This window comes from Paenibacillus sp. UMB7766-LJ446, assembly GCF_030226665.1.
GTDB lineage: Bacteria > Bacillota > Bacilli > Paenibacillales > Paenibacillaceae > Paenibacillus > Paenibacillus vandeheii.
Map to the genome: position 1 here is coordinate 152718 of NZ_JASOYM010000006.1, position 24803 is coordinate 177520.

At 47.7% G+C, this 24803-nt stretch carries 23 protein-coding genes and 1 other annotated feature; of the genes, 2 read left to right on the forward strand and 21 right to left on the reverse strand.

Going from position 1 to position 24803, the window contains the following annotated elements:
• Positions 1 to 226: 226 nt before the first annotated feature.
• Positions 227 to 1477, reverse strand: a complete 1251-nt coding sequence (locus tag QP794_RS16775; RefSeq protein WP_285078144.1) for an anti-sigma factor family protein — start codon at positions 1475 to 1477, stop codon at positions 227 to 229.
• Positions 1474 to 2022, reverse strand: coding sequence for an RNA polymerase sigma factor (locus QP794_RS16780; protein WP_024628507.1), 549 nt, complete (start codon positions 2020 to 2022; stop codon positions 1474 to 1476). The genes QP794_RS16775 and QP794_RS16780 overlap by 4 nt, the downstream gene beginning before the upstream one ends.
• Positions 2023 to 2372: 350 nt before the next feature.
• Between QP794_RS16780 and QP794_RS16785 the strand changes: the two genes are divergently transcribed.
• Complete coding sequence (locus QP794_RS16785) at positions 2373 to 2675, forward strand: hypothetical protein (RefSeq protein ID WP_024628508.1); 303 nt, start codon at positions 2373 to 2375, stop codon at positions 2673 to 2675.
• Positions 2676 to 2797: 122 nt separating this feature from the next.
• Here QP794_RS16785 and QP794_RS16790 read toward each other — a convergent pair whose 3' ends face one another.
• The 4 genes from QP794_RS16790 to QP794_RS16805 form a co-directional block, all read right to left on the reverse strand.
• A complete protein-coding gene (locus QP794_RS16790; protein ID WP_285078145.1) occupies positions 2798 to 4807 on the reverse strand; it encodes a copper amine oxidase N-terminal domain-containing protein in 2010 nt (669 codons plus the stop codon).
• Positions 4808 to 4929: 122 nt separating this feature from the next.
• Positions 4930 to 7794 (reverse strand): ComEC/Rec2 family competence protein, encoded by a 2865-nt coding sequence (locus QP794_RS16795; protein ID WP_285078146.1) that lies wholly within the window; start codon positions 7792 to 7794, stop codon positions 4930 to 4932.
• A gap of 103 nt (positions 7795 to 7897) precedes the next feature.
• The gene (locus QP794_RS16800; RefSeq protein ID WP_024628511.1) at positions 7898 to 8419 is read right to left on the reverse strand and encodes a deoxycytidylate deaminase; all 522 of its coding nucleotides are present in this window, start codon (positions 8417 to 8419) and stop codon (positions 7898 to 7900) included.
• Between the two features lie 148 nt (positions 8420 to 8567).
• Entirely contained in the window at positions 8568 to 9158 is a 591-nt protein-coding gene (locus tag QP794_RS16805; protein WP_285078147.1) for a ComEA family DNA-binding protein, read from the reverse strand.
• A 186-nt stretch (positions 9159 to 9344) separates the two neighbouring features.
• Here QP794_RS16805 and comER point away from each other — a divergent pair, with 186 nt between their 5' ends.
• On the forward strand, positions 9345 to 10190 hold the full coding sequence (gene comER, locus QP794_RS16810) for a late competence protein ComER (protein WP_024628513.1): 846 nt from the start codon (positions 9345 to 9347) through the stop codon (positions 10188 to 10190).
• Here the strand turns inward: comER and leuS are convergent.
• From leuS to spoVAE, 15 genes are all read right to left on the reverse strand, one after another.
• On the reverse strand, positions 10171 to 12615 hold the full coding sequence (gene leuS / locus QP794_RS16815; protein ID WP_285078148.1) for a leucine--tRNA ligase: 2445 nt from the start codon (positions 12613 to 12615) through the stop codon (positions 10171 to 10173). The genes comER and leuS overlap by 20 nt on opposite strands.
• A gap of 71 nt (positions 12616 to 12686) precedes the next feature.
• Positions 12687 to 12954 (reverse strand) — a binding site (T-box leader).
• 303 nt (positions 12955 to 13257) lie between these two features.
• Positions 13258 to 14028, reverse strand: coding sequence for a class I SAM-dependent DNA methyltransferase (locus QP794_RS16820; RefSeq protein ID WP_285078149.1), 771 nt, complete (start codon positions 14026 to 14028; stop codon positions 13258 to 13260).
• Between the two features lie 139 nt (positions 14029 to 14167).
• Positions 14168 to 15073 (reverse strand): CvfB family protein, encoded by a 906-nt coding sequence (locus tag QP794_RS16825; RefSeq protein WP_285078150.1) that lies wholly within the window; start codon positions 15071 to 15073, stop codon positions 14168 to 14170.
• The gene (gene rsfS, locus QP794_RS16830) at positions 15070 to 15417 is read right to left on the reverse strand and encodes a ribosome silencing factor (protein WP_024628517.1); all 348 of its coding nucleotides are present in this window, start codon (positions 15415 to 15417) and stop codon (positions 15070 to 15072) included. Before rsfS ends, QP794_RS16825 begins: the two co-directional genes overlap by 4 nt.
• A gap of 22 nt (positions 15418 to 15439) precedes the next feature.
• On the reverse strand, positions 15440 to 16006 hold the full coding sequence (yqeK, locus tag QP794_RS16835) for a bis(5'-nucleosyl)-tetraphosphatase (symmetrical) YqeK (RefSeq protein ID WP_285078151.1): 567 nt from the start codon (positions 16004 to 16006) through the stop codon (positions 15440 to 15442).
• Positions 15990 to 16580, reverse strand: a complete 591-nt coding sequence (locus QP794_RS16840) for a nicotinate-nucleotide adenylyltransferase (RefSeq protein ID WP_285078152.1) — start codon at positions 16578 to 16580, stop codon at positions 15990 to 15992. Before QP794_RS16840 ends, yqeK begins: the two co-directional genes overlap by 17 nt.
• 15 nt (positions 16581 to 16595) lie before the next feature.
• Positions 16596 to 16889 carry a ribosome assembly RNA-binding protein YhbY gene (yhbY, locus tag QP794_RS16845; RefSeq protein ID WP_024628520.1) on the reverse strand — a complete coding sequence of 98 codons (294 nt, stop codon included), beginning with the start codon at positions 16887 to 16889 and terminating at the stop codon, positions 16596 to 16598.
• A 122-nt stretch (positions 16890 to 17011) separates the two neighbouring features.
• A complete protein-coding gene (locus tag QP794_RS16850) occupies positions 17012 to 17149 on the reverse strand; it encodes a hypothetical protein (protein WP_285078153.1) in 138 nt (45 codons plus the stop codon).
• A 9-nt stretch (positions 17150 to 17158) separates the two neighbouring features.
• Positions 17159 to 18022: a shikimate dehydrogenase gene (aroE, locus tag QP794_RS16855; RefSeq protein ID WP_285078154.1), complete on the reverse strand. Its 864-nt coding sequence runs from the start codon at positions 18020 to 18022 to the stop codon at positions 17159 to 17161.
• A gap of 41 nt (positions 18023 to 18063) precedes the next feature.
• Positions 18064 to 19191, reverse strand: a complete 1128-nt coding sequence (gene yqeH / locus QP794_RS16860) for a ribosome biogenesis GTPase YqeH (RefSeq protein ID WP_024628522.1) — start codon at positions 19189 to 19191, stop codon at positions 18064 to 18066.
• Complete coding sequence (locus QP794_RS16865; RefSeq protein WP_064636329.1) at positions 19188 to 19715, reverse strand: YqeG family HAD IIIA-type phosphatase; 528 nt, start codon at positions 19713 to 19715, stop codon at positions 19188 to 19190. Before QP794_RS16865 ends, yqeH begins: the two co-directional genes overlap by 4 nt.
• 109 nt (positions 19716 to 19824) lie before the next feature.
• Entirely contained in the window at positions 19825 to 22038 is a 2214-nt protein-coding gene (locus QP794_RS16870) for a DUF4129 domain-containing transglutaminase family protein (RefSeq protein WP_285078155.1), read from the reverse strand.
• A complete protein-coding gene (locus QP794_RS16875; RefSeq protein ID WP_094937957.1) occupies positions 22035 to 23282 on the reverse strand; it encodes a DUF58 domain-containing protein in 1248 nt (415 codons plus the stop codon). Before QP794_RS16875 ends, QP794_RS16870 begins: the two co-directional genes overlap by 4 nt.
• A 3-nt stretch (positions 23283 to 23285) precedes the next feature.
• The gene (locus QP794_RS16880) at positions 23286 to 24242 is read right to left on the reverse strand and encodes an AAA family ATPase (protein ID WP_024628526.1); all 957 of its coding nucleotides are present in this window, start codon (positions 24240 to 24242) and stop codon (positions 23286 to 23288) included.
• A gap of 210 nt (positions 24243 to 24452) precedes the next feature.
• The gene (gene spoVAE, locus QP794_RS16885; protein WP_053781314.1) at positions 24453 to 24803 is read right to left on the reverse strand and encodes a stage V sporulation protein AE; all 351 of its coding nucleotides are present in this window, start codon (positions 24801 to 24803) and stop codon (positions 24453 to 24455) included.

Here is a 24803-nt window from a genome sequence, read left to right on the forward strand (position 1 = left end):
AAAACGTGACAGACAACAAAGGGACCTTACATCCGCTTAACGGATGAAGGCCCCCTGTCCTACATCTATATAAACGCTAACACCAACAATTCTAGAAAAGGCTGGTATAGCGGTCATACGACGTCAGTTGTTGTAACTGAGATAGGACGTTGTTGTTACTCCCAGTATATTCTCAATGCAACAGAAATGTTCGGCAAGTCTGGAGTCCAAATGTGTGATTTACCGCCTATTTGGCAGATGTTCCACTCGAAGCAGTGGAAACATTAAATGATTTCTTCACTGTTGTCCCATCTTTATCCGTCTCATAATTGAATACGGTACTATCCGTGGACCAACTCGCAGATTTTAGCGTCCCCCCCACATTTCGCTGCTCGACCAAATTAAGCACATCCGGGTCATTGGCAGATTTAGAGTAGATGCTGATCTGATCGTCGAGCAGCATGACCAGATAGGAGCCATCTGGTGACTTCCATTCTTTTGGAGTTGTATTGGAAAGGGCACCCGAATCTGTGGCAGCGAATCCTTTGTTGCCTCCCGCTGCATCCATACCCGTCTCGGAATCAGGAGTCGTCGTACTCTCCGTTGGCTCTTCTACCTTAATGTCGGGCATATCCTGAGAAGTGAATGATTGTGCGTCCCCAGTTTCAGGCTCCGTTGCTCCGTTTCCATCAGAGCCTGCTGGTGGTGCGGTAGCAGTTCCTGTATCCTCATTTTTTTGCTGATTCACACTTTTCGTACTATCAGCAGAATCGGAACTGGAAGGAGTGCCCTTCGTATCAGTACTCTTGTTCGTTTCGGACCCGGAAGCTGGCTGTTTAGGCGTTGGATTTTCCTTTGTTACAGGTTCCTGTGCCTTCTCGGAGCCATCTTCCTCAGGAGCAGTCTCTTGAAGTTTTTTATCTTCAACAAATGGCTGGTTAAAATCTTCAATTAATGAACTGCTATCACTCGATGCAGCGGATGGTTCATCGTTGTTAATCTCTCTGCTCACTGGATTTTGATCGGCATTTCCGCCTTCTTGATTACTTCCAGTGCTCATCATCACTTCGGCATTCTCTATCTTCTCTGGCTGATATCCAAAGATTGCTATACCGAGAACAACAGCTGCTGCTGCTGCACCCAAGGACATCCGACCAGCCATGGAATTCAACCATTTTTGCTTCGGTTTCCGCTCACTTGAACGCTGTAAATTCTCAAATGCAGCAGGGACAGGACTCATTTCCTGTATTGTACTGCTTTGTTCTCTTTTCGCTTCGTCGATTGCATCCAATTGGGGCATAATGGCGTCAACCAGACTGAATCTCGGGGTTACCTGCGGCAAATCTTCCAGTTCTCTGGAGAGAGCTCTGAGCAAACTAAAATTTTCGGCGCACTCCGCGCATTGGGCCACATGCTGTAGCATCTGCGCGGTTTCGGCCTCACCCAGATCATGATCCAGATACCGGTGCATCCATTCCACCACCTCTTCGCATTTCATCCTGTCACACCACCTTTCTGATACTCCTGTAGTAGATTCTGTAATTGCTGTCTGGCTCTAAATAAATAAGATTTAACCGTATTCAACGGAAGATCGAGGCAATCCGCAATTTCGTTATAGGATAAGTCCTGCAAATATCTTAGAACAATAACGGTACGGTGATGCTCAGGTAGCTTATTAATAGCATCCTGTATATCCTTTGCCACATACGTGGACATCACTTCGAATTCCACGTCCTGATTGTCCTGAAAAACCATATCATGCTCGTCAATGGAGACGGAAGGCTTGGTTCTTCTGAATTTATCAATACAGATATTCGTGACGATGCGCTGTACCCACGTCTTAAACTGGGCCTTTTCCTCATATGAGTTAATCTTGGTGTAAATTCGGATCAACGCTTCCTGAGCAGCATCCAAAGCGTCCTGTTCATTATTTAGAATGTAATATGCGGTCCGATAAACATGCTGTTCAATGTCCCGCAATAGGGTAATTAGAGCGTCGCGATCGCCCGATTGAGCGGCTCTGATGAGTTCCGGCTCTACCACAAAGGATCCCCCTCTCCCTGCAACCTTACAGACGTGACCATCAATAAAATTGTTGCAAAGTTAAGTATATTTTTATATTGCCATAACAAAATAACGGCTTATGTATTGGGGCCGCTGAAATCTTCTCTTAGAATAACAGAAATTGCATAACGAGTCATCAAGCCAGCTCAAAAGTCATTCCAGTACTTACACGACTCAATTTAATTACAATGGCATACATTATAGCTAACAACACTTATAGCATTGAAAATAAAAAAGTTCAAATTTTGTACAAATTTAAGCTCATTTTAATGTAATTTTCATGAAAACAGTGTATTGTAAATTTACATTCATAACACGAGGTGATGAGCATGCCAGCTCTTGCAAAAATTCAAGCGTTAAAAGAACAAATGCCCAAAGAATATCAAAGCATATCCCATTTTGTGGAACATGCATTGCAGTCTATTGATACCCTGGTTGAGGAACATCGGAAGTACACCGCTGCACAAGCATTATACGGCGACAAAATCGTCGGAACGGAAGAACGCTTGTACAGAGAAACCGTGCTTGATGTACGAGCACAGCTCTTGCTGACGCTTGAGAAAACAGTAGAAGATCTGTTGCACAAAGGCGACAAACATTGGAGCAAACATTTCAAAGATGGCGTTGAATAATTCTTATATTATTCCAAATGTTTAAAAAATGGCCCTCTTTCCGTTATTCTCCCCGAGGAGTATAACGGAAAGAGGGCTTTTGGTTTCATTCTAAGAGTAGATGATACTCTTCATACATACAATTAATAAATGACAATCAGATTTCCGCCAACAAAACCTAAAGCACGTATACCTGCTGAACTGCTATATACCCACACTTCAATTTTACCCTTTGAACTCATCTCTTGGGTTATACTTGTTGGATCTCCCCAGGCGAAACGAGCCTGTGTTATATTCATCCCCAAGTCCACTTCCCCAGCGATAATCTTATTCCACGTGGATTGAGACCATTTGTATTTCTGATAAGGATCGTATGCAAAGAATTGATTGGTATCTGACAGCATACCCGTGACCTTAGATGCAGTCCCTCCTGCATAAGCAACAACCGTTTTTCCTTTTGCATTACGGAACACAACGGAATAACTCTTATCTCCAGAGTCAGACATCTCAATCTTAATATCTGTTATGGTCACTCTGCTGAAACGTTGTCCAAGATCCGTATAATCATTGATCCAATAAGACTTGCCAATCAATTTACTAAGGCTACCCAGTTCTTTTTTCTTGATCAAAGCAAGGGTATCCTTCGATTCAACAAGGATGGATGACTTTCCAACCAGCACTTTTGCCTGTTTAAACTCTGCGTCCCATCGAACTTGAATACCTGCAATCTGGCTTAACAGATGTGCAGGGAATACCGTTTGTCCATCGAGGGATTGCACTTTTCCTTTCATCTTGATTTCCTTGTTGTTAAAATGTGCAATTGCACTTCCTTTTTGCAAAGTAATTTTTTCATTTCCGAATTGAATCTCAAAAGATGAACCTTTAACATCAACTTTGGCTCCCATTGTTTTAAAAACAGACTGCACTGGTAAATATACAGTTCCGTCTAACAATGCAGCGCCTGTAAGCTTTTGCTCTGATTTAACGTTCAGTTGAATGCTCGAAGTCAGATCACCTATCTTTAAAGTTACTTGGGTTGTTCCCATTCCGCTAACCTTTAGTTTGCCTTCTCCTTCAATTTGTGCAACTTGAGGTTGCTCTACTATAATTTCTTCTGGCAAAGGTATACGCTTAATTTTGAACCCATTGCTGTAGTTCTCCTGAACAGTAAGTGTGATTTTATCTCCAATAAATGCTTCTTTGGAAGATGCAATCAACGTTACTTTATTTAAAGAAGGAGCTACGAGTGGAGTAATTTTCCCATTGTCATAAATGACCCAAGATCCGTCTTGTAATTGTGCATATAGTTCATCCAGATCATACGAATGTATAAGCCGATTCACATTAGTTAATCCTGGCAATTGTTCCGACTTGTATTTAGCGGTTCGATCATAACTCCATACGGTTCCATCATTCTTCACCGTGAGCAGCTTATGTGTTCTTCCCCACCAGATCATGGATTGGACGTCACTAGCAATAGTCACCTGTTCGTCCTCGTACATCACACTTACAATAACTACAGAACCATCGTTCTTTAATACTGCTGCGTATGCGCTGTTCATTGCGATAGCTTTACCATCAGGTACCTTGTCTGCTTTGCGCACTTTGTTTCGATAGTCGGCATAATAAACGTCTCCTGACGAGGATAATGCGCTATAAGCATATTCCTCATCATATGGGCCAACATCAATAATGGAATCCAGACCTTTAATCTGTTCCCCTTTAGTATGAAGTGTTCCATCCTGAAGAAGAACCAGACCATGCCCATATACCTTCACGATTCCATTGTATTGATAAACATCTGGCTTATCCGCGTTGTCCTTATCCCAGCGATAGACTTGTCCATTAGCAGTCCACCCAAAGACTGAGTGAGTGTCAGCTTTTGAGATACCGATCAAATCTCGACTTTGTGTCCATACTCCACTGGTGATCCCTTTGGACCAAATTGTACCATTATCAAGTAAATAGTCATTACGATCCAGCACGGAAGAGATTGAGCTGTTGGAGCTGGATGCCGCAACCACAGGGGACTGACCGGCTATCAATCCGATAACTAAAAGTCCCATCCATAATGCTATTGTCCTTTTGATCCATCTAGCTCTACTCTTCTGTGTTGCGTTGTTGTTGCGTTGAGTGAATTCTACAAGTTCCATTTTTTTGATCCCTTCTTATTATGTATGTTGCTACGATCACTAGGTATCTCTGCTCTAATCAAAACCGAGCCTAACTATTATTCGGTAAAAATAACCATTATCCTGCACGATGAAAAATTTCATTATGGGCTGTTTGGAACCAATTTATAACGCACATCAATCTCCCCGTCTTTAATCCTCATCTGAATCTCCCCCATCTGGTCTGTACGATAGATGTCTGTACCCGAATCTACAAGACGTTCAAGCACTCCAGGATTGGGATGTCCATATGTATTGTTGGCTCCTGCAGATATCACGGAAGCCGATGCATTCCAGTACTGTAACCAAGCTTCGGTAGAAGAAGTTTTGCTCCCGTGATGTGCAACTTTTAACAAATCAATGGTGACCGGAGCATCCTCATGATTTTCCCCCGCCTGACGTGTAAACATCTCCTGAACAGAAACATCTGCTAATGCAGCATTTGCACCCTGCTGTCCAAATGAGGCTGCGAGCGATCCATCCTGAATCATATAGAGCAGATCCTGCTCGGCTGCAGCATCCATGTCTCCTGTGAACAATAGGGAGGCGCCTGCCATTTCTAGCATAAAGACAACCGAATCATGATTCTGATGTTCCGAGACGGGCAATCTTTCTCTTGTATCCATCGTTTTCTCCAGATCCGGATATATAAAATGTAATCTGGTCTCTCCATCCGGCGCGTAGGACATCCCTTGGCGAATGGCATATAACGGAATCTTCTTCTCGATAACTGTATCCAACAATTTCTCAAAATTGGCTGTACCGCTGGTTGTTCCATTGAACATGAATCGTTTCACCGGAATCTGTTCGAGCACTGCCTGTAATCCCCCGGCATGATCCTGATCAGCATGGGTTACGATTACGGCGTCCAGCCGATGAATGCCCCGTTTTTTCAATAAAGGAACTACCACCTTGGCCCCTACTTCATATGGATCACGCCGTGTCTTCCAGGATTGTTCGGACTTTCCAAACTGGACCGTGCCCCCGCCATCGACCAAAATATGTTTACCTCCGGGAGTTGTAATTAGTGTGCTGTCGCCTTGTCCAATATCCAAAAATTGCACCACTCCCGCACCCGCAGGCTGGGGCGTCTGGTATGCCCACCATAGTCCAGCTACAAAGCTAATGGCCAACAGGGCACACATCCATTTGTGGAAGATGTTCATCCGTTCACCAGAGTAAAAACCCGCCCCACGTGCAGCAAATGCACTGCTATATTCCGGCCAGGCAATGCTTGCACTTAATATGGTCATTGAACCATGATTAGCTTCATGTCCACCTTTATTTAATCCTTGTGATGATACGTTAGACAACGCAGATAGCCCCAGAGCCGCTCTGGACGATCCTCCAGCATGCCGATGAACCAGAGGAGCCGTGTCCTCTTCTGTGCCCTGGGCAATAGGCTGTTCACCCGGGCCACGATAAAGGGTACGCAAAAGCGTATAGAGAACGGCATAATATGCTGCAATCCAGAGCAACGAAGGTGTAGCCCAGATCAGCACAAAGCCAGGCAAGCTGTTCATCCACTCCGTACTTGCAAAGGTCATTTTGTTCAGCAAAATAGCAATCCACGCCAACGGTTTAGCCAGAGGCATCCAAAGAAGCGATAAAATCAGGGCGACCGTTCCAAGCGGAAGCACAATCGCGCTAATCAAGGAGACTAGCAGGAAGTTTGCAACAAATGACAGCAGTGAAAACTGGTTGAAATACAGAATCGTTACCGGAAAAGAAATCAACTGTGCTGTTACCGTCACGGAAGCTGTTGCTGCAAGGCCTTTGGGCCAACTGCTAAATAGTCGATTAATCAGCGGCGTATATATCATGAGTCCGGCTGTTACCAGAAAGGATAGCTGGAAACTCACGCTTAATAAAAAATACGGGTTCCACCACATCATCAACAACGCTGCTGCACTAATCATCTGCAACCCATCCCTGGCAAGCCCACGCCGCGCCATATACAAACCAATCATCGACATAATTCCCGCACGAATCACCGACGGTGAACCCCCGGACAACAGTACGTATGCGGGTATTAACAGCAACACAATCGTTAACGATGTTTCCCGGGTTAACCTAAGCCAGGATAAAAGGAGCAGCAGCGATGCTACATACACCGCAACATGTGTTCCGGAGATCGCCAAGATATGAGTTAAACCAAGCTGTGAAAACTGACCATACGTATCTGGATCGATATCTTTAGACATCCCGATTATCAGACCCTTCATATAGCCTGCATGAGGTTCGGGGAATAACTGTTCTACCGCTGCGCCGAGCTTATATCTGACCACGTCATTCCACCGGAGAATATTGAATTTCTCCAGCCCTTCAGGCGGAATGTTGGTTACCGAGTTGGCACCCTTCACTTTAAACAACCAATGGATATGAAGAGTCCGTAAGTAATTTTGATAGTCAAATCCGCCAAAGTTTCTGGCTTCGCCGGGAAGCGCAAGCGCACCCGTCAACGTTATCGTATCCCCTCGCTTCCAGCCTGCTGCTACCTGCTGTTCTTTTTCCTCAGCCAGACGAACTTGGACCATTAGACGTTCTCTCAAGTTAGGCTCAGTTCGCGCTTCCGACGCTGGTGCCGATGTTGTATCGGATTGCGGGAGCATGGAGGTAATCTGCATTTCAAAATCGGCCCGATCCCCATCTATGCGTACATCCGACATCAGGGTTCCTTCAAATGTAGCTGCATAACCATCCAAATTCTCGGCAGCCGTATGTGTGATCTCGGGCAGGCTGCTCCGATTACGTGTATCATTCCATTCCCAGTGCACAGCACCGCCGATGAGTGCTCCGATCAGTAACAAGATGGACCAACCGCGTATATCAATCATTCGTAGCAACAACGGCAGACAAACAAGCGCCCCGATCATTCCTACGAACAGGGACCACCCTGATAACGCACATGCTATCCCGCTACCGCATAACCAGCAGACGGTAAATACCAGCAAAGGTCTGCCTTTCATTTTCTTTGCCTCCTTCTTTTTGCGCGTATGAACGCAAAAAAACCCCCGGCAGCTGTTCCAGCAACCGGAGGTTCTTCCCCGCAAATTTGATATTATATGTGTTCTAGTCACTTACCGTCATCATCGTCTCACGCGGAGGCTGGTAATTTTCCAGTCGGCGAAACGTAATGCCTTTTTGCTTCATCATGTCCGTAACCTTGCCTGTATCCTTGGGATATGGGCGATGAAATACGATTTCTGTAATGCCGCTATTCGCGAGCATATTGGAGCAAGTCCAGCAAGGTTCATCCGTAACATATACAGAAGAGCCTTCGCGGTCAATGCGATCAGTGAACAAAAGCAAGTTCTGCTCCGCATGAATGGTACGAATACAGCGTTGCTTTTTGACCATTTCCTCCTGACCGTCGGTCACTACCAGCTCATATTCTTCCGAGATCATGCACCCTGCTTCAGAACAGTCCGGAACTCCCATGGGCGCACCATTATAAGCTGTTCCAAGCAGTTTCTTCCCCTGAACAAGTACGGCGCCAACATGACGGCGTGAACAGCGGGAACGGGTTGAGACCATATATGCGATGTCCATGAAATACGTATCCCAGTCTTTGCGTACGTCTGTTGTACTCATAACCGTTTCCCTCCCGTCTGATACAAGTTGAATCCATATAGTTGACATCTAGACACTCAGCGTACAGAAAACCTTTCGATTGCTGTAATGTCATTTCGAATCCAACTTATCAAATCCAACTTATATCGTAATATTTAATATATTGTTACTACCTGATCTGCACATAAGGAGCCATTTTCTCCAGCATCTTCATTCCGATTCCTTTCACTTTGGTCAGGTCGCTGACTTTGGTAAAAGGTCCATGCGAATTACGATAATCAATAATGGCTTGCGCCTTTTTCTCCCCAATTCCAGGGAGGTCCATAAGCTTGGCTACCGGAGCTGTATTGACATCAATTTTACCATTGTCAACAGCTTCATTGCCGACCAATGCTTGATTATTGTCTGGTGAAACCACAGGTACATCCGATTTCGTTTCTGCCACATCTATTGAGACATCCGTTTGGTTGTTGCCTGCAACGCTCTGATTAGCTACCTTTTCCGTCGTGGCATTAATCTGGTTCGTCTCTGCGGAGGCCTCAGTAGTTGAAGGTCTTTGATCTGCACCGGGAGCCTTCGTTTGTTCCTGAACCAAAGTAGCCGACTGTACAGCAGAGGTTTCCTGCTCTATCGTCGGCTTCTCGGTGGCGAGCTGCATAGGTTCCCAGCCAGAAGGTGGCTGTTCACTTTTGCCCGACCATAATATCAATATACATCCAACCACCGCAGCAACAATGGTCATTCCCTTGTTCCATCTCATGTCTTCCACACCTCTCCCTAGTTTCAAAATAAATCTATTCTGAACACGGGCGGTGCTTCCGAACCGTTGGACTTGCCTGGTAAACCAAGCTGTACTTTTTTCATGTCATGTCAAGCAGGTCCTGACGCATACACTAGAGGGAAAGAACTGCGCCATTACCGTAAAGCATGAAAGGAGGCCTGAACAATGAAGGTTGGATTTATCGGAACCGGCAGCATGGGTAGCCTGCTGATCTATGCCTTGATTCAATCCGGTGCACTTGAGCCACGGCAGATTGCCGCCAGCAATCGAACCCCTTCCAAAGTACGGCAGCTAGCCCTCCGTTACCCTGGTCTGCATGAATCACAGAGCAACCGGGAAACCGTCATCCGCAGCAATATCGTCTTTCTATGCGTGAAGCCGCTTGAATTTAAACATGTTATTGACGACATCCTGCCTGTCGTGAATCCCAATCATATAATCGTCTCGATCACCAGTCCCGTGCAGCTGCGCCATCTGGAATCTTCACTTCCTTGCAAAGTCTCCAAAGTTATCCCCAGTGTTACGCACCAGGTCGGCAGCGGAGCGTCCCTGTGTATACACGGTGAGCGAATGACTACCGAAGACCGCGCTTTGCTGGAAGGGCTGCTCAGTCATATCGGCAGACCCTATCAAGTGGATGAAGCCTGTACCCGGATCACATCCGACTTCTCCAGCTGCGGACCTGCATTCATATCGTTCTTTCTGGAGCAATGGATCGAGAGTGCTGTCAAGCTTACAGATATCAAACGAGCCGATGCCTGCGCTCTTGCTGGCGAGATGCTCCTGGGAACAGGCAAGCTGCTCACCGAAGGAGGATATACCCCGCAAGAACTTCAGGCTCGCGTGGCTGTACCTGGCGGCATCACCGCACAGGCACTTGCCCTGCTGAAGGTGAGTCTAGATGGTGTTTTTGACAGCCTGATCCAGACGACTCATGACAAATATGATGAAGATTTATTGAAGCTGGATGAGCTATTCAAAGCCGGTGAGATTAACCGGCAACAATATTAACGAGTTTGCCTGGAACGGCAATGACCTTGCGAACGGTCTTGCCTTCCAGTGCCTGTTTCACAGGTGCCAGTTCCATTGTAAAGTCCTGCATGCCCTGTGCGTCCAGATCCTTCGCGATCGTAGCACGAGTTACAATTTTGCCATTCACTTGAACAACAATCTCCACTTCGGCATCCACCGTCATGGACTCATCATACTCAGGCCAAGCTACGTAAGAGATTCCACCTTCATGACCGAGACGGCTCCACAGCTCCTCTGCCATATGTGGTGCCAGTGGTGACAGCAACTGTACAAAGTTCTCCATCGCTTCACGTGGCAGCGTATCTGCTTTGTATGCATCGTTGATGAAAATCATCAACTGGCTGATTGCTGTGTTGAAACGCAGATGTTCCATATCCTCTGTAACCTTTTTGATGGTTTTGTGAGCCGTCCGTTTGAACTCATCGGTACCACCATCTGCTGTAATCTTGTCATTGATTGCACCTGTATCTTCATTGATGAACAGACGCCATACACGTGACAGGAAGCGGTGCATGCCCTCAACCCCGTTAGCGTTCCACGGTTTTGTAGCCTCCAAAGGCCCCATGAACATTTCATACAGACGCAATGTGTCTGCACCAAATTCATTGACGATCTCATCCGGGTTAATAACATTACCACGGGATTTACTCATTTTCTCGTTGTTGGTTCCCAGGATCATACCTTGGTTGACCAATTTGTGGAATGGCTCTTTGGTATGCACCACACCCAGATCATACAGCACTTTATGCCAGAAACGAGCGTACAGCAAGTGAAGCACCGCGTGCTCAGCTCCCCCAATGTACAGATCAACCGGCAGCCACTGCTGCTGTTTCTCCTGAGAGATCAGTTCCTTGTCATTGTGTGGATCGATAAAGCGCAGGTAATACCAGCAGCTACCGGCCCATTGTGGCATCGTGTTCGTCTCGCGACGTGCTTTCATTCCTGTTTCCGGATCTATGGTATTAACCCATTCTGTAACATTAGCCAGCGGTGATTCTCCAGTACCCGAAGGTTTGATCTGGTCAATATCCGGCAGCAGCAAAGGCAGTTGATCTTCCGGCACCGTCTTCATCGTTCCGTCTTCCAGATGCAGAATCGGGATTGGCTCACCCCAGTAACGCTGACGGCTGAACAACCAGTCACGCAGACGATAGGTCGTTTTGCCTTGTCCCTTACCGTTCTCTTCCAACCAGGCAATCATCTTCGCAATCGCTTCTTCGTTGTTCAATCCGTTCAGGAAATCGGAGTTCACATGCGGTCCGTCTCCAGAGTAAGCTTCTTGGGTTACGTCGCCACCCTGTACAACCTCGATGATGTCCAGACCAAACTGTTTCGCAAACTCCCAGTCACGAGTGTCATGCCCCGGAACGGCCATGATTGCCCCTGTGCCGTAACCAGCCAGAACATAATCGGCGATCCAGATTGGCACCTTCGCTCCGTTTACCGGATTGATTGCGTAAGTTCCTGTGAACACACCTGATTTGTCTTTAGCCAAGTCGGTGCGTTCCAGATCACTCTTGCGAGCAGCCTGTTCCTGATATGCCTTGATTGCTTCACGCTGTTCTGGGGTTGTAATGACTTCCACCAGCTCATGTTCAGGTGCCAATACAGCATAACTAGCGCCAAACAACGTATCTGCACGTGTCGTAAACACCTTGATAACTTCTTCATGACCCTCAATGGCAAAAGTAACTTCTGCCCCGGTCGATTTGCCGATCCAGTTGCGCTGCATATCCTTGATGCTCTCTGACCAATCCAGCTCCTCCAGATCTTCCAGCAAACGCTCTGCATATTCCGTAATTCTCAATACCCATTGGCGCATCGGTTTACGAACGACCGGATGTCCACCACGCTCACTCTTGCCGTCAATAACCTCTTCGTTCGCCAGTACCGTACCCAAAGCTTCACACCAGTTCACAGGTACTTCATCAACATAAGCCAGGCCTTTATTGTACAGCTGGATAAAGATCCATTGCGTCCATTTGTAATATTCAGGGTCAGTTGTGCTGATCTCCCGATCCCAGTCATAGGAAAAACCGAGTGATTTGATTTGACGACGGAAATTATCAATGTTGCGGAAGGTGATATCACGCGGATGCTCTCCCGTATCCAATGCATGCTGCTCGGCAGGCAGGCCAAAAGCGTCCCAACCCATTGGATGCAGTACATTGAAGCCGCGCATACGTTTGAAACGGGATACGATATCCGTTGCCGTGTATCCTTCCGGGTGACCTACGTGCAGGCCTGAGCCGGATGGATACGGAAACATATCCAGTGCGTAAAACTTCGGTTTAGAAGGGTCCTCACCCGTTTTAAACGTTTTATTGACATCCCAGTATTGCTGCCAACTTTTTTCCATAACTTGTGGCTTATAGCCGTGTTTTGGCTGTTGATTCTCGCTCATCTATTGTTCCTCCTCTGGTTATTCACATTTATTGCAACAAAAAAACCTCAGCATCCCGTAGCGTTTGCAGCGCTAGGGACGAGAGGTTGAATTCCCGTGGTACCACCCTAGTTAGCGGACTTATCGTGCTTCGTCATCCACTCCCTTTGGACCTGTAACGGCGGTTAACCGATGCGGATTTCCATTCCTGAACACGAGTGTTGCTTCGTCGGTTGCAAGATGGTGTAATCACCGCATTTCTCCAAGGCGAGTTCGTGAAATACTGTCAACCGACTTGCACCAACCGCCGGCTCTCTGTAATGTACAGGACTCACTACTGATCCTTATCATCGAAATATGTATACGATATGATCGGGAACATTATATAAAAAAGAAGCATTAAAGTCAATATTACACTGTTTGTTGACTATAAACAATGCCATGCATGAGTATACACTTCAAGACGACCGGAATCGCTTGATTCCTTCTTCCAGGTTATCCATCGTCCACTGAATGTGTTCCTTGTTATCGTATGACAATAAGGCCACTCGATTCTCAGCGCCAGATCAAAGTAGAGTTCATATAACCTTCTTATTTTCCGTTTGCTATCTGTTGTAACAAAACTGCCCCTATGTATCATAAGGACAGTTCAACATCATAATCTTATTTCACAGCTACATAGAACAGACGCTGTGCGCCTTCTCCCGCTTCTTTCCACTCAAAATCAGCATACACACGCACATCTCTGAAACCAGCCTTGGTGAGCTCCAGCTTCATCCAGTCTGGATCGTATGCACGCTGAACATGAACCTCTTCAAACCGCTGGTACATATCCTTGCCGCTCTCAGCCGTACGTGAAAAGATACTCAGATGATGCTCAATCTCACACCGATCATGATCCATATCACAGGTCCAAATATACGACACGGAGCGTTCATCCAACACAAAAGGTTGCTCCTCTTCGTATCGAATAAGGGTATTCGGATGATGTACATCGAACAGGAAAGTCCCATCTGGCTTCAGCATCTCGTAAGTACGCTGAAATGTACGGACAACATCTTCTTTTTCAAGCAAATAATTCACGCAATCACAGAACGATATCACCGAGTCCACGGGCTCCGGTACTCTCCAGTCCCGCATATCTTGCTGCACCCAGCGGACGCTGCCCTCCCGATATAAGCGGTGACCTTGAGGTGTAGCCTCCATTTTACTGCGTGCAACAGACAACATGTCCGCTGACAGGTCAATGCCTGTAACTTCGAAGCCGGAGTTGACCAGGGGGATCGTAATTGAACCCGTACCGCAGCCCAGTTCAGCCACACTTTTCGGCATGCCATGCCGTTCCCAAGCTGTTCTCGCAAACCTTATCCAGTCCGGATAAGGCATATCCTCCATTAATTCATCGTACACATAGGCAAATTTCCGGTAAGACATGTCAGGCACCGCACTTTCAATTTCATTTTCGAAGCTCATTTGAACAAAAGAAAAAGCAGGGGCGTCCGGAGTTCACCCAGCCTTGCCCTGCCTTTACGTGTGGATTCAAGCACATGCTTGATCCATGATAGCTGTTTGCTTACTTGTCCTCGTTCTGATCCTGGGGTACAGACTCTGTCAGATAGGTCCAGTTTTCCTTTTGAGTGACCAGACCGTCCTTCATCAGTTTGCCCAAGGCACGCTTGAAAGCAGATTTACTGATGCCAAAACGCTCCTTGATAATGTCCGGCGGGGTAGCATCCGAATAAGGCATGCCGCCCGTAGGGCGCTCTTTCATGAAAGCGAGCAGTTTGTCCGCATCTTCATTGCGACCTACCTCTTTGAGAGGAGACATCGCCAGATTGACACGTCCGTCTTCACGTACCATGGTTACCCGGCATTTCACCTTTTCACCAAGGCGCAGCATACGATTTCGCTCCGAGGAATGAATCATGCCGATCGCGCCAAAGCCGAGCACACCACCGTCAACAAGTACAAAAGTACCCATCTGAAGTGGCTTGTACACTGTTGCTTCAACCCATTCGTTCACCCAAGAGGTTGGCGCATGGAAAGACAATGGCGCAAGCTCACGTTCCCCAGCCAATTTTGCCCGCAAACGTCCTTGCTTGTCGTGCTCCATAATAACAAAAACTTCATCCCCCACATGGGGACGCAATTCTTCCAACTCAGGCAATTCACGAATCGGGAGCAGCAATTGCCGTCCAAGCCCCATTTCGAGGAAACAGCCGAGGCGTGGATGAATATCAGCCACAACCAGTCGTCCCATTTCACCGAGTGTGAGATATGGTTTTTTCATGGTTGCCGCGAGACGATCTTCCGTATCAAAGAACAGAAAGACCTCCAGCATTTCACCAATTTTAACGTCCCGTGTAAGCTCCGTATAGTGAAGCAGTACATCTTCCGATCCTGTCGTCAAAAAGTAGCCAAACGGAGACACTTCACGTGAAACCGGCAAATTGACAACTGTTCCTGCGATCAAACTCATACCGTTTCCACCACTTTGGCATCAGACCACAGTCGTTCAATGTTGTAATACTCACGCTCGTCGCGGTGGAAGATATGAACAACCACATCACCCATATCCATCAATACCCAACGTGCAGAATCCATACCTTCGATGCCTTTGATGTTTACTCCGGCTGCATGTGCCTGTTTGCGAATTTCTGTTGCAATCGCCTGTACCTGTGTATCGGAATTCCCGTGACAGATAACAAAATAATCCGCTACCAGCGAGATGTTAATCAGATCCAGCGCTACAATGTTAGATGCCTTTTTATCGTCAGCGGCAGCAACCGCCATATTCATAAGTTCTTTCGATGATACTGTCATGAACCAACCTCCATAATTTAATCTATAATTGTGCAATCAAGTCATTTCGCGACAACATGGTCAAAGGATAAATGACACGGCGCTGCGAGATCAGCAAGCTGATCGTCGAGTCAAAACCGGCAATTAAACCCTCTTCCAGACTATGCTCAGCCTGTTCACGGATATGATCCACTCCCGGGAAGTCTCTCCCAGGCTCAATATAATCCGCCAGACATACCACTTTATCCAACAGACTCATGCCCACCCGACCTGAGGTATGCCAGCGGATGGCATTAATAATTTCGGCATCATCAATGCCGTAGTCACGCTCTGCAACAAAAGCACCCACTTCGGAATGCCAGAGCTGCTTGTCATGCTGCAAAAGTTCTTCGTTCAATCCATTGTCACGGATGACCGCTTCCATCTCCGATACAGGCCAATACTTGGCCACATCATGCAATATCGCTGCCAGATCCGCTTTTACAGGGTCAGCACCGTATTTTTCAGCCAGCATTACTGCCGACTCCATGACACCAAGCGTATGCTTCCAACGCTTCTCCGGCATTTGACCGGAAACAGCGCGGATCAGTTCGTCACGGCTTAGTTCCATATAAACCGCTCCTTACAATGTATTGATGGACCGCGTCAGGAATCATAAAGCGCACGGAATGCCCTTTGGAGAAACGTCTGCGTACTGCCGTGGATGATATGTCCACCAAAGGCATCTCTGCCAACAGTACCCGATCCTGTAATACGTCAGGCAGGTCATCCAGATGCAGCTGGAATCCCGGGCGTCCCACACCGATGAAGATCAAGCGTTCGGCGAGATCTTCGATCTGTTCCCACTTGGGAAGATAGTTCACCATATCCGCTCCAACAATGAAGTAAAATTCATGCTCCGGATAACGGTTCCAAAGCTCCTTCATCGTATCAATGGTATAAGACACGCCGCCAAGCTCCATCTCAATGCCAAGCACTTCGTAATGCTGCACATCTTTCACAGCCGCTTCCGTCATTTCAAGACGTTGCTGTCCCGATGCCCCGGTTCCGCGTTTATGAGGGGGAACATGGGAAGGCATGAACCAGATTTCATCCAATGCATATGCATCCCTGGCCGCTTCGGCTGCCAGCAGGTGCCCCATGTGGATCGGATCAAACGTACCACCCATGATGCCGATCTTCACCCGTGTCACTCTCCCTTACCTAGGTAGTTCAATTTGTTTGTTGTCACGTGATTCTTTGTACAGGATGATGGTGCTACCGATGACTTGCACCAGTTCGCTTCCTGTTTCACGGGCAACTTCTTCCGCGATTTCATTTTTGTCATCCAGATTGTTGTTCAGCACTTGCACTTTCATCAATTCACGCTTCTCAATCGCATCTTCGATATGACGGAACAGGTGCTCATTCGTTCCCCCTTTACCAATTTGAAACACAGGGGTCAGATGATGTGCTTGTGAACGCAAAAAGCGCTTTTGTTTACCGTTTAACATGAATACTCCATACTCCTTATGGTGAGCAAACCTCAGTAACAGTACAATGTCTGTCCGAGGCTTGACCGTTCAATTATATTTTTACATTCATAAAACGAACTAACAAAGTTTACACAGTGTGACTACGATTGCAGTACCATCTTACGATCGCTGTTATCCCCGGATTTCTTCATTTCATTTTCTAAAGGGGGAAATCCGGTGATAAAGGCGATCTTCAGATTGGTTCTGCACTCTTCGTCATCGTGTAATCTTATTTTCATTTTACAATATCAAAAACTGTCTAATACAGCTCGTCTCATCGTCTCCACGGGAGCCGGGATGCCGAGCCAGTGCTCGAACGCTACCGCGCCCTGATATATAAACATACCCAGGCCACCGTGCACAGTACATCCACGCTGCCTTGCCTCACGGAGCAGGCGAGTTTCCAGGGGATTGTAGATGAGGTCACTTACTGCTGCGCCTGCTCGAATGAGAGCAGGATCAACAGGTACGTCATCTATATGCGGATGCATACCTGCGGCTGTTGTGTTAATCACAATATCGGCCGAAGCCAGCACCGCAGCGGCCTCTTCCATTCCGCCACCTGTGATTTCACCCAGTCCATGAGCCTGCAGATCGGAAGCAAGCGCGACGGCTCTGTCGGCTGTACGGTTAAGAATATTAATTCGTTCAGGCTTCTCCAAAGCGAGGGCATAGATCACACCTCTTGCTGCTCCTCCAGCCCCAAGAACAGCGATACGCTTACCTGCGAGTTCCGGAACAGCTTCTTCCTTCAAAGAACGCACATAACCGATGCCATCCGTATTATACCCTGTCAGCTTGCCTTCTTCATTGACAATGGTGTTCACCGCACCAATCAGACGTGCACTTTCATCAATCACATCAAGATACTGCATGACCTGTTCCTTGTGAGGAATAGTTACATTCACACCACGGTACCCCAGCGCCACGATGCCACGAATGGCTGCTTCCAGCTGCTCGGGATGAACATGCAATGGCATATACATTCCATTCACTCCTGCGGCCTGCAAGGCCGCATTATGCATGGCAGGCGATTTGGAATGTGCAATGGGATCACCCATAACGCCAAGCAGGACGGGGAGTGAAGGATTGGCTTTTTTCGGTTCCGACATACTTCCGCCTCCGATCTGAGTAAAATGCTGCTGAGATTACATTAGATCAAGGATGGACGGATCAGTACACGAATACCTTTTGGAGCATGAACAGCAACAAGCGCCCCATTCTCTCCGTTAACCTTAATCCAGCCCAGACCGGAAATGAATACATCCGACTGACTGCCACGTTTGATACGGAATTCATGTCTGGTCCACTCAGGCATATCCGCTGCATCTTCACGCGTTGGCGGAGACAGCAATTCACCCAGATGGTCACGGTACAAGTCGTCTGCACGTTCCAGCTTCGTCCGGTGAATATCAAGCGCAGTGCTGATAAAACAAGTGAAGGACTGACGATCCCCCTCCACAAAGTCAAAACGAGCCATGCCGCCAAAGAACAGCGTCTGACCAGAATTTAATTGATAAACAGCAGGTTTAAGCGGTTTTTCAGGCATAATGGCAGCCAGATCCTTACGGGATACAATCTCACTGAAACGCCAAGGGTATACAATTCCCGGCGTATCAATAATAGCTTTTCCATCATCCAGCGGAATATTAACCATATCCAGCGTCGTTCCCGGATAACGGGATGTTGTGAGTTCCTGCTCAAGATCACTGTAGTCACGAATCAGACGGTTAATCAGTGTGGATTTACCCACATTCGTACCGCCAACCACATATACGTCACGATCTCCGCGATACGTTCCGACTAGCTCAAGCAATCGATCGAAGCCCTGATTTTGCTTCGCACTGCACAGAACGACGTCTACCGTACGCAAGCCCTGTTCTTTGGCTTGCTTTTGTACCCAGTTGCGAACCTTGTTCCAATTGGTTACTTTCGGGAGCAAGTCCGTTTTGTTCACGGCAAGCAATACCGGATTGTTGCCTACAAAACGCTGTAAACCAGAGATGATACTGCCATCAAAGTCAAACAGATCAACGATATGGATGACAAGTGCATCCTTATCCCCGATTTTGCTCAGCAGGGCCAGGAATTCATCCTGATCCACTGTAACGGATGATGACTCATTGTAATTTTTGATACGGAAACAGCGCTGGCAAATAACAGGTTCACGATCCAACGCTTTCTCAGGGATGAATCCTGGTAATTCCGGGTTTTCCGTTTGCAGATGCACTCCGCATCCGCTGCACCTTACGGCAATATTGCCGTTATGCGGTTCTGTCATTTCTTCTTTTCCTCCTCAAGCCATAAGCCTTTCTTGCGCAAACTCGTTAGAGCAATCCGTTCCACGCGCCGATTGAAGCGGGTCATGAAGCCTTCATCTCCAATGGAGATCGGCAGCACCAGAACCGTATAGAGTCCCAGCCGATTACCTCCATAGACATCCGTAAGCATCTGATCGCCTACCACAATCGTTTTTTCTGGAGTTAACTCCATCATTTTCATTGCTCTACGAAACGGAACATTCGATGGTTTGCGTGCACTATGCACAAACTGGATATCCAGTGGCGTCGCAAACAGGGATACACGATTCAAATTGTTATTGGACACAATCATGAGCTGGAAACCAGCCTCTTTGACGCGTGCGAACCACTCGATCAGTTCGGGCGTGGCGTCAGGAGCTTTGGCCCCAACGAGCGTATTGTCCAGATCAGTTATAATTCCACGGTAGCCTTGAGCGTATAGCTCTTCCAGATTAATGTCAAAAACCGTGTCTACACGCAGCTTGGGCATTAACATTTCAAACAAAGAAGTCACCTCAGTTTCATACGACACACTATATCACAAATCCGTCTTTCCTGAAAATGCATACAGCGCCTGATAGCTTAGGAAAAAAGGAAAAACGGGACGGGCAACATTAAGCCCGTTCCGCTTTAAGTTCCTTACGCAGCTTCGAGGCTGTCTGATAGACGGCCTTCCAGTCGTCTGCAGTTACAGACGCAGGGCTATAGCGAGTCTGCTCAAACTTCGCGAGAAGTTCGTACAATGTCGCTGCTGCAGCTGGCTTCGCCTGACTCCAGCGGGTTACCGATTCACGTAGTGTCTCGTCCCCGCTCCGGGTTAATCCTTTGCGCTTCGCATAACGAATCCAGCGCTCGGTCTCTGCCACAACCTTTTGTTCAGGTGTCAGCGGTCCACCTGTCCGCAGTCGAAGCACGAAGAATCGAAGTGAGAGGCGATTCCGCCAGAACATATAAGCCACCCACAATACAATGATGGCTCCCGCAGCCCAGATCACAAAAGCCGGGATGCTGGATGAGGCCTGCTCAGGCGCAGGAGTCTGCTCTTCCTCTTTTACCGGTTCCTCTTCAGGTTGTACTTCAGGCTCATCTACAGGTTGTACATCCGGTTGTTCCGTGAGCAATGGCATATCAAAGCCCGGAGTCGCTTCAACCGGAATCCAGCCATACTCGCCAAAATAAACTTCAGCCCAAGAATGCGCATCTGCATTCGTTACGGTGTAGGTCGTCTCGATCTCAGCCCCAGGTTGACGAGGGGCCTGCATGTCCGAATTCAGCGACAGCTGACCAGGCGCGTACCCTTTCACCCAGCGGGCAGGAATGCCTTCGGAGCGCGCCATCATAACCAGCGCAGTCGAGAAATAATCACAATACCCTTCACGAATGTCAAATAAAAATCCTTCGACAAAGTCACTGCTTACTTTTCGGGATAAATCCGGATTGTTTGTGTAATCAAAATTATGTTGTAAATAGTTTTGCAGTAATGCTACTTTTTCATACGGTGTATTTGCCGATGCTGTAATTTCAGCAGCCAGGTCCGTCACCCGATCAGGAAATCGGGATGGCAGCTGCAGGTACATATCATCTGTCGGATTGCTCGTATACAGATCATCAAAAGATTTGGTGCGAAGTTCATCTTCCACAATGACGGGCGCCTCGGATACAATCGTATACGTCTTCGGATATTGCGGCTGCTGGCGGTCTGTAACGACATGCAGTTCTGCCTGCTCCGGATTCCATAACATCCGTTCCGAATTAGCTTCCCCATTGACAGACGTTACTTCCGAAATAGAATAGGCTCCGAAGAGGATTGGATACACGTTGTCATTCAACATCGTCACTTTCTGAGTGACTTGTTTGGTGCTCACATTTCCGGTTTCGTCATTCTCCAGAGCCTGTCCCGCCTCAACATCCTCTGTCGCACTTCGTCCGCGATCATCCCAGCCTGTTCCCGTATACTCAGCGCGTGTCTCCCCACGCCAGTAACTGCGCTCATTGGTGGTGACGGACATGACAGGTGTATAGTCGAAGTTAAATCCTCCGCCAAGCTGGTTGTCTTCCCTGCTGTATCCCGACTCGGTTGCTGCCGGAATGTCCAGTGTTCCGTTCCCTGCCTGATTCGTCGAACTTCCGGTATAATTACGCCACGCGGTATACGGGTCCGTCAAGGTAGGAGGAACTTCCGGCATGTTCACACTGGCTACGATGATTAAAGAAAATATGATTGCAATGTTCGCCAGAATTTTGTAAGGATACCGAATGATTCGCTTCCAGCCTTGTGGATATTGCAGTTGAAAATTACGGAAGTGCTGGCATACCAACCATCCCATTCCCGCAAACATGACCCAGGCAATTTCAATCCAGAGTGGAATCTGGGTAAAGGAATCCAGAATTCCCATCGAAATAATGTTGATGCCCAGAAAAACAAGAATTCGGCGTGTCGTGTTCACCAGGCGAAGGGCAGCTTCGAGCATGACCCACGCGCACAGAGTGAACCAGATGTAAGGTGTCAGGTGCATTATGAACTGCTCTGTGCGCTCCGTTAACGTGCCGTAAGGGATATAAACCGTATAATCGATTAATGTCTTATGCAAAATATATACAAGGACTACCGCCTTGATTATAGTTCGAACCATAATTTTGAAAGGCAGAATCACTTCCAGAATACTGACCGCTGCGAGCGTCCACAGCACTAATGAAGTTGTCTCGGTATACCAGGTTTCCTGTGTAAATGATATCCACTGCATCCCAATCAGGAAAATCCAGAGCAACGAAGCTGCATGATACCAGGATCTTCTCCCCGCTGCCAGCTCTTTGCCTTTAGTACTCATACACTACCTCCCCCCATAACCGTTGGAAGCTCCTGCAAATGGGAAACAGTGAAGGATCTTGTGCCTCTTCCGCGCAGCATCGCATTCCACTCAGAACTCCGGCGGGAATCACTGGGTTCAATTAGAATATGACAAGGAGTCATTCCGCGTGTGTCAGCCCATCGAAGCAGCTCCAGAACTTTTTCATCTTTCTGGGGAGAAATCACTACAAAATAAGCGCCTTGAGGAAACTGACGCGACATCTTCTCGACACCAGGCAGCAAACGATTCTCCTGGCCGTTATATTGGATATCCACCAGATGATGAATCATCTTTTGCCGTTCCAGCGAACTTTCGCTGGGAGCAAAAAATGAAGTCTTCTCGGACAGTGTCAGCAGTCCCATACCCATTCGTTCTCTTGTGCCATACTCCAGGAGGGAAGCAGCCGTGGACACAGCCAGTTCAAAGGCCTCACCGTGTTCATAGCTGCCTGCCAGCGCATCCAGCACCAGAATCGTTTTCGGCACCGACTCATGTTCGAATTCCTTCGATTTCCACGCGCCCGTCTTCGCAGTAGCGTTCCAGTGAATCCGGGAAAGACGGTCGCCGTACACATAATCACGCACACCATTGATCTGGGTCGTTTCCCTGCGCGAGCGGGTCAGGGCTGTCTGCGGGCCAGATAACCGCGATTTGCGGTCATATAGCTGCCAGTACGGAATAAATACCGTCCGCGGCAGAACTCGGAATTCCCCTTTCGCTTTGAACGTCCCCCGATGCTCAATCAGCCCAAAGATGTCCTCGCTGGCACATTCCGTTTCTGAAAAGACATACTTGCCTCGCTCCAACGGTGGGGTCTGAAATGACAATTCACCATACCCACGCATGCTCGGAATAAGGCTTTCTTTGAAAGACCAGGATTCGCCGTTATGCCGATGCAGCATTTCACGCACAACCACATAAGGGAGTGGCAAAAATCCCGGGATGTTCAGACTTAACTGCACCTGTACCTGATCACCGGCATGCAGCAGCTCTTCATGATCCTGACCGGAAGAGAGCTTGCGCACGCCTTGAGTACGCCGTACACCGCTAAAACCAGCAATCGCAAGGTAAAGACAAAGCAGAGTGACCATCGACAGCAACATCAGAGAGGTCTTACCGCCCTGGAATAAAACGTAAGCCAAGCAGCACATCCACACCGCCGCGATGCTCCATACGCGAGGGTGGCGTATTCCCCTTCGGACTGTACTCAAAAGCGGCTTCATCAATTATTGCCCCATGGAGACGGGCACACGAACCTGCTGAAGTACGGAATTTAATACAGCTTCGGAGCTCATGCTGTCCAGTCTCGATTCGGGACGCAGCACGATCCGATGAGAGATTACGTAAGGTGCCATCGTTTTCACGTCATCCGGAAGCACGTAGTCACGTTCCTGCAAGAAGGCAAAAGCCTTCACGGCCATCATAAATGAAATGGCTGCCCTTGGGCTGGCGCCCAGCAATACGGAAGGATGGGAGCGTGTTTTGCGAACCACATCAAGCAGATAATCCATGACTGGATCACCGAGGAATACTTCCTTAATTTCCTGTTGAATGGCAGATATCTGATCCATGTGGGTTACGGATTCAAGCCGATCCACAGGCTGACCGGACTGATGCTGTTTCAGTAGCGTTTTCTCGATATCTTTGTCGGGATAACCCAGACTTATTTTCAACATGAACCGGTCCAGTTGCGCTTCCGGCAATGTGTACGTTCCTTCAAAATCGATTGGATTCTGGGTTGCACAGAGCATAAATGGATGGGGCAGATCATACGTATCACCATCTACCGTTACACTCCGCTCCTCCATGACTTCCAGCAATGCAGACTGCGTTTTCGTTGTAGCCCGGTTAATCTCATCTGCCAGCAAAATGTTGGTCATAACCGGACCCGGGCGGAAGTAAAAGCGCTCGTCCCGCGGATGGAAAACGGATACCCCTGTAATGTCACTCGGCAAAATATCAGGATTACATTGAATGCGGCGGTACTCTCCGCGCATGGATTTCGATAACGCTTTAACCAACTGCGTTTTGCCTGTTCCCGGTACGTCTTCAATCAGAACGTGTCCGCCTGCAAGCAAAGCTGTGAGCAAAAGTTGAATTTCAAAGGATTTCCCCATTATGCATGATTCCAGATTAGAACGAACTGCTGATATGATTTGGATCGACTCTTTGCGCACAGGCATGTGGTCTAACCTCCTAAAAAAGCATACAGATTTCCTTTTATTGTACATGATCCACGGGCGCGAGTACACTCGAAGGAACTCATATTTTGTTTCCAGCCGTCAGATTCACCGCAGTTATCGCATGATTACGACAAAAAGAGGCCCGGATAGAAGTTATCCGAAGCCTCTGCTGGATCCTTATATAATGTTTAGCTCTGCATGCTTTGTTTGTTATCCTTTGGGTCGAACCACCAATGCCGCGAGAAAAGAAAAGATAATCGCTGAGGAAATACCCGCCGCGGTCAAATCGAATATCCCCGTAATAACACCGATCCATCCCTCTTTCTCCAGCTCCGTCAATGCCCCGTGCACAAGGGAGTTACCAAAACTGGTAATGGGAATGGAGGCTCCTGCCCCAGCGAATTTGACGAGTGGATCATATAATCCAAACGCATCCGCAACCGCACCGGCCACAACAAGTGTACTCATCGTATGTGCAGGAGTCAGCTTGACACCATCCATCAGAAGCTGTCCCACAACACAGATCAACCCGCCAACAATAAATGCCCACAAAAACTGCAT

Coding starts and splice junctions, on each gene's coding strand:
- QP794_RS16775 (WP_285078144.1), bottom strand. CDS start 1,477: ATGAAATGCGAAGAGGTGGTGGAATGGATGCACCGGTATCTGGATCAT.
- QP794_RS16785 (WP_024628508.1), top strand. CDS start 2,373: ATGCCAGCTCTTGCAAAAATTCAAGCGTTAAAAGAACAAATGCCCAAA.
- QP794_RS16790 (WP_285078145.1), bottom strand. CDS start 4,807: ATGGAACTTGTAGAATTCACTCAACGCAACAACAACGCAACACAGAAG.
- QP794_RS16795 (WP_285078146.1), bottom strand. CDS start 7,794: ATGAAAGGCAGACCTTTGCTGGTATTTACCGTCTGCTGGTTATGCGGT.
- QP794_RS16800 (WP_024628511.1), bottom strand. CDS start 8,419: ATGAGTACAACAGACGTACGCAAAGACTGGGATACGTATTTCATGGAC.
- QP794_RS16805 (WP_285078147.1), bottom strand. CDS start 9,158: ATGAGATGGAACAAGGGAATGACCATTGTTGCTGCGGTGGTTGGATGT.
- comER (WP_024628513.1), top strand. CDS start 9,345: ATGAAGGTTGGATTTATCGGAACCGGCAGCATGGGTAGCCTGCTGATC.
- leuS (WP_285078148.1), bottom strand. CDS start 12,615: ATGAGCGAGAATCAACAGCCAAAACACGGCTATAAGCCACAAGTTATG.
- QP794_RS16820 (WP_285078149.1), bottom strand. CDS start 14,028: ATGTCTTACCGGAAATTTGCCTATGTGTACGATGAATTAATGGAGGAT.
- QP794_RS16825 (WP_285078150.1), bottom strand. CDS start 15,073: ATGAGTTTGATCGCAGGAACAGTTGTCAATTTGCCGGTTTCACGTGAA.
- rsfS (WP_024628517.1), bottom strand. CDS start 15,417: ATGACAGTATCATCGAAAGAACTTATGAATATGGCGGTTGCTGCCGCT.
- yqeK (WP_285078151.1), bottom strand. CDS start 16,006: ATGGAACTAAGCCGTGACGAACTGATCCGCGCTGTTTCCGGTCAAATG.
- yhbY (WP_024628520.1), bottom strand. CDS start 16,889: ATGTTAAACGGTAAACAAAAGCGCTTTTTGCGTTCACAAGCACATCAT.
- QP794_RS16850 (WP_285078153.1), bottom strand. CDS start 17,149: ATGAAAATAAGATTACACGATGACGAAGAGTGCAGAACCAATCTGAAG.
- aroE (WP_285078154.1), bottom strand. CDS start 18,022: ATGTCGGAACCGAAAAAAGCCAATCCTTCACTCCCCGTCCTGCTTGGC.
- yqeH (WP_024628522.1), bottom strand. CDS start 19,191: ATGACAGAACCGCATAACGGCAATATTGCCGTAAGGTGCAGCGGATGC.
- QP794_RS16870 (WP_285078155.1), bottom strand. CDS start 22,038: ATGAGTACTAAAGGCAAAGAGCTGGCAGCGGGGAGAAGATCCTGGTAT.
- QP794_RS16875 (WP_094937957.1), bottom strand. CDS start 23,282: ATGAAGCCGCTTTTGAGTACAGTCCGAAGGGGAATACGCCACCCTCGC.
- QP794_RS16880 (WP_024628526.1), bottom strand. CDS start 24,242: ATGCCTGTGCGCAAAGAGTCGATCCAAATCATATCAGCAGTTCGTTCT.
- spoVAE (WP_053781314.1), bottom strand. CDS start 24,803: ATGCAGTTTTTGTGGGCATTTATTGTTGGCGGGTTGATCTGTGTTGTG.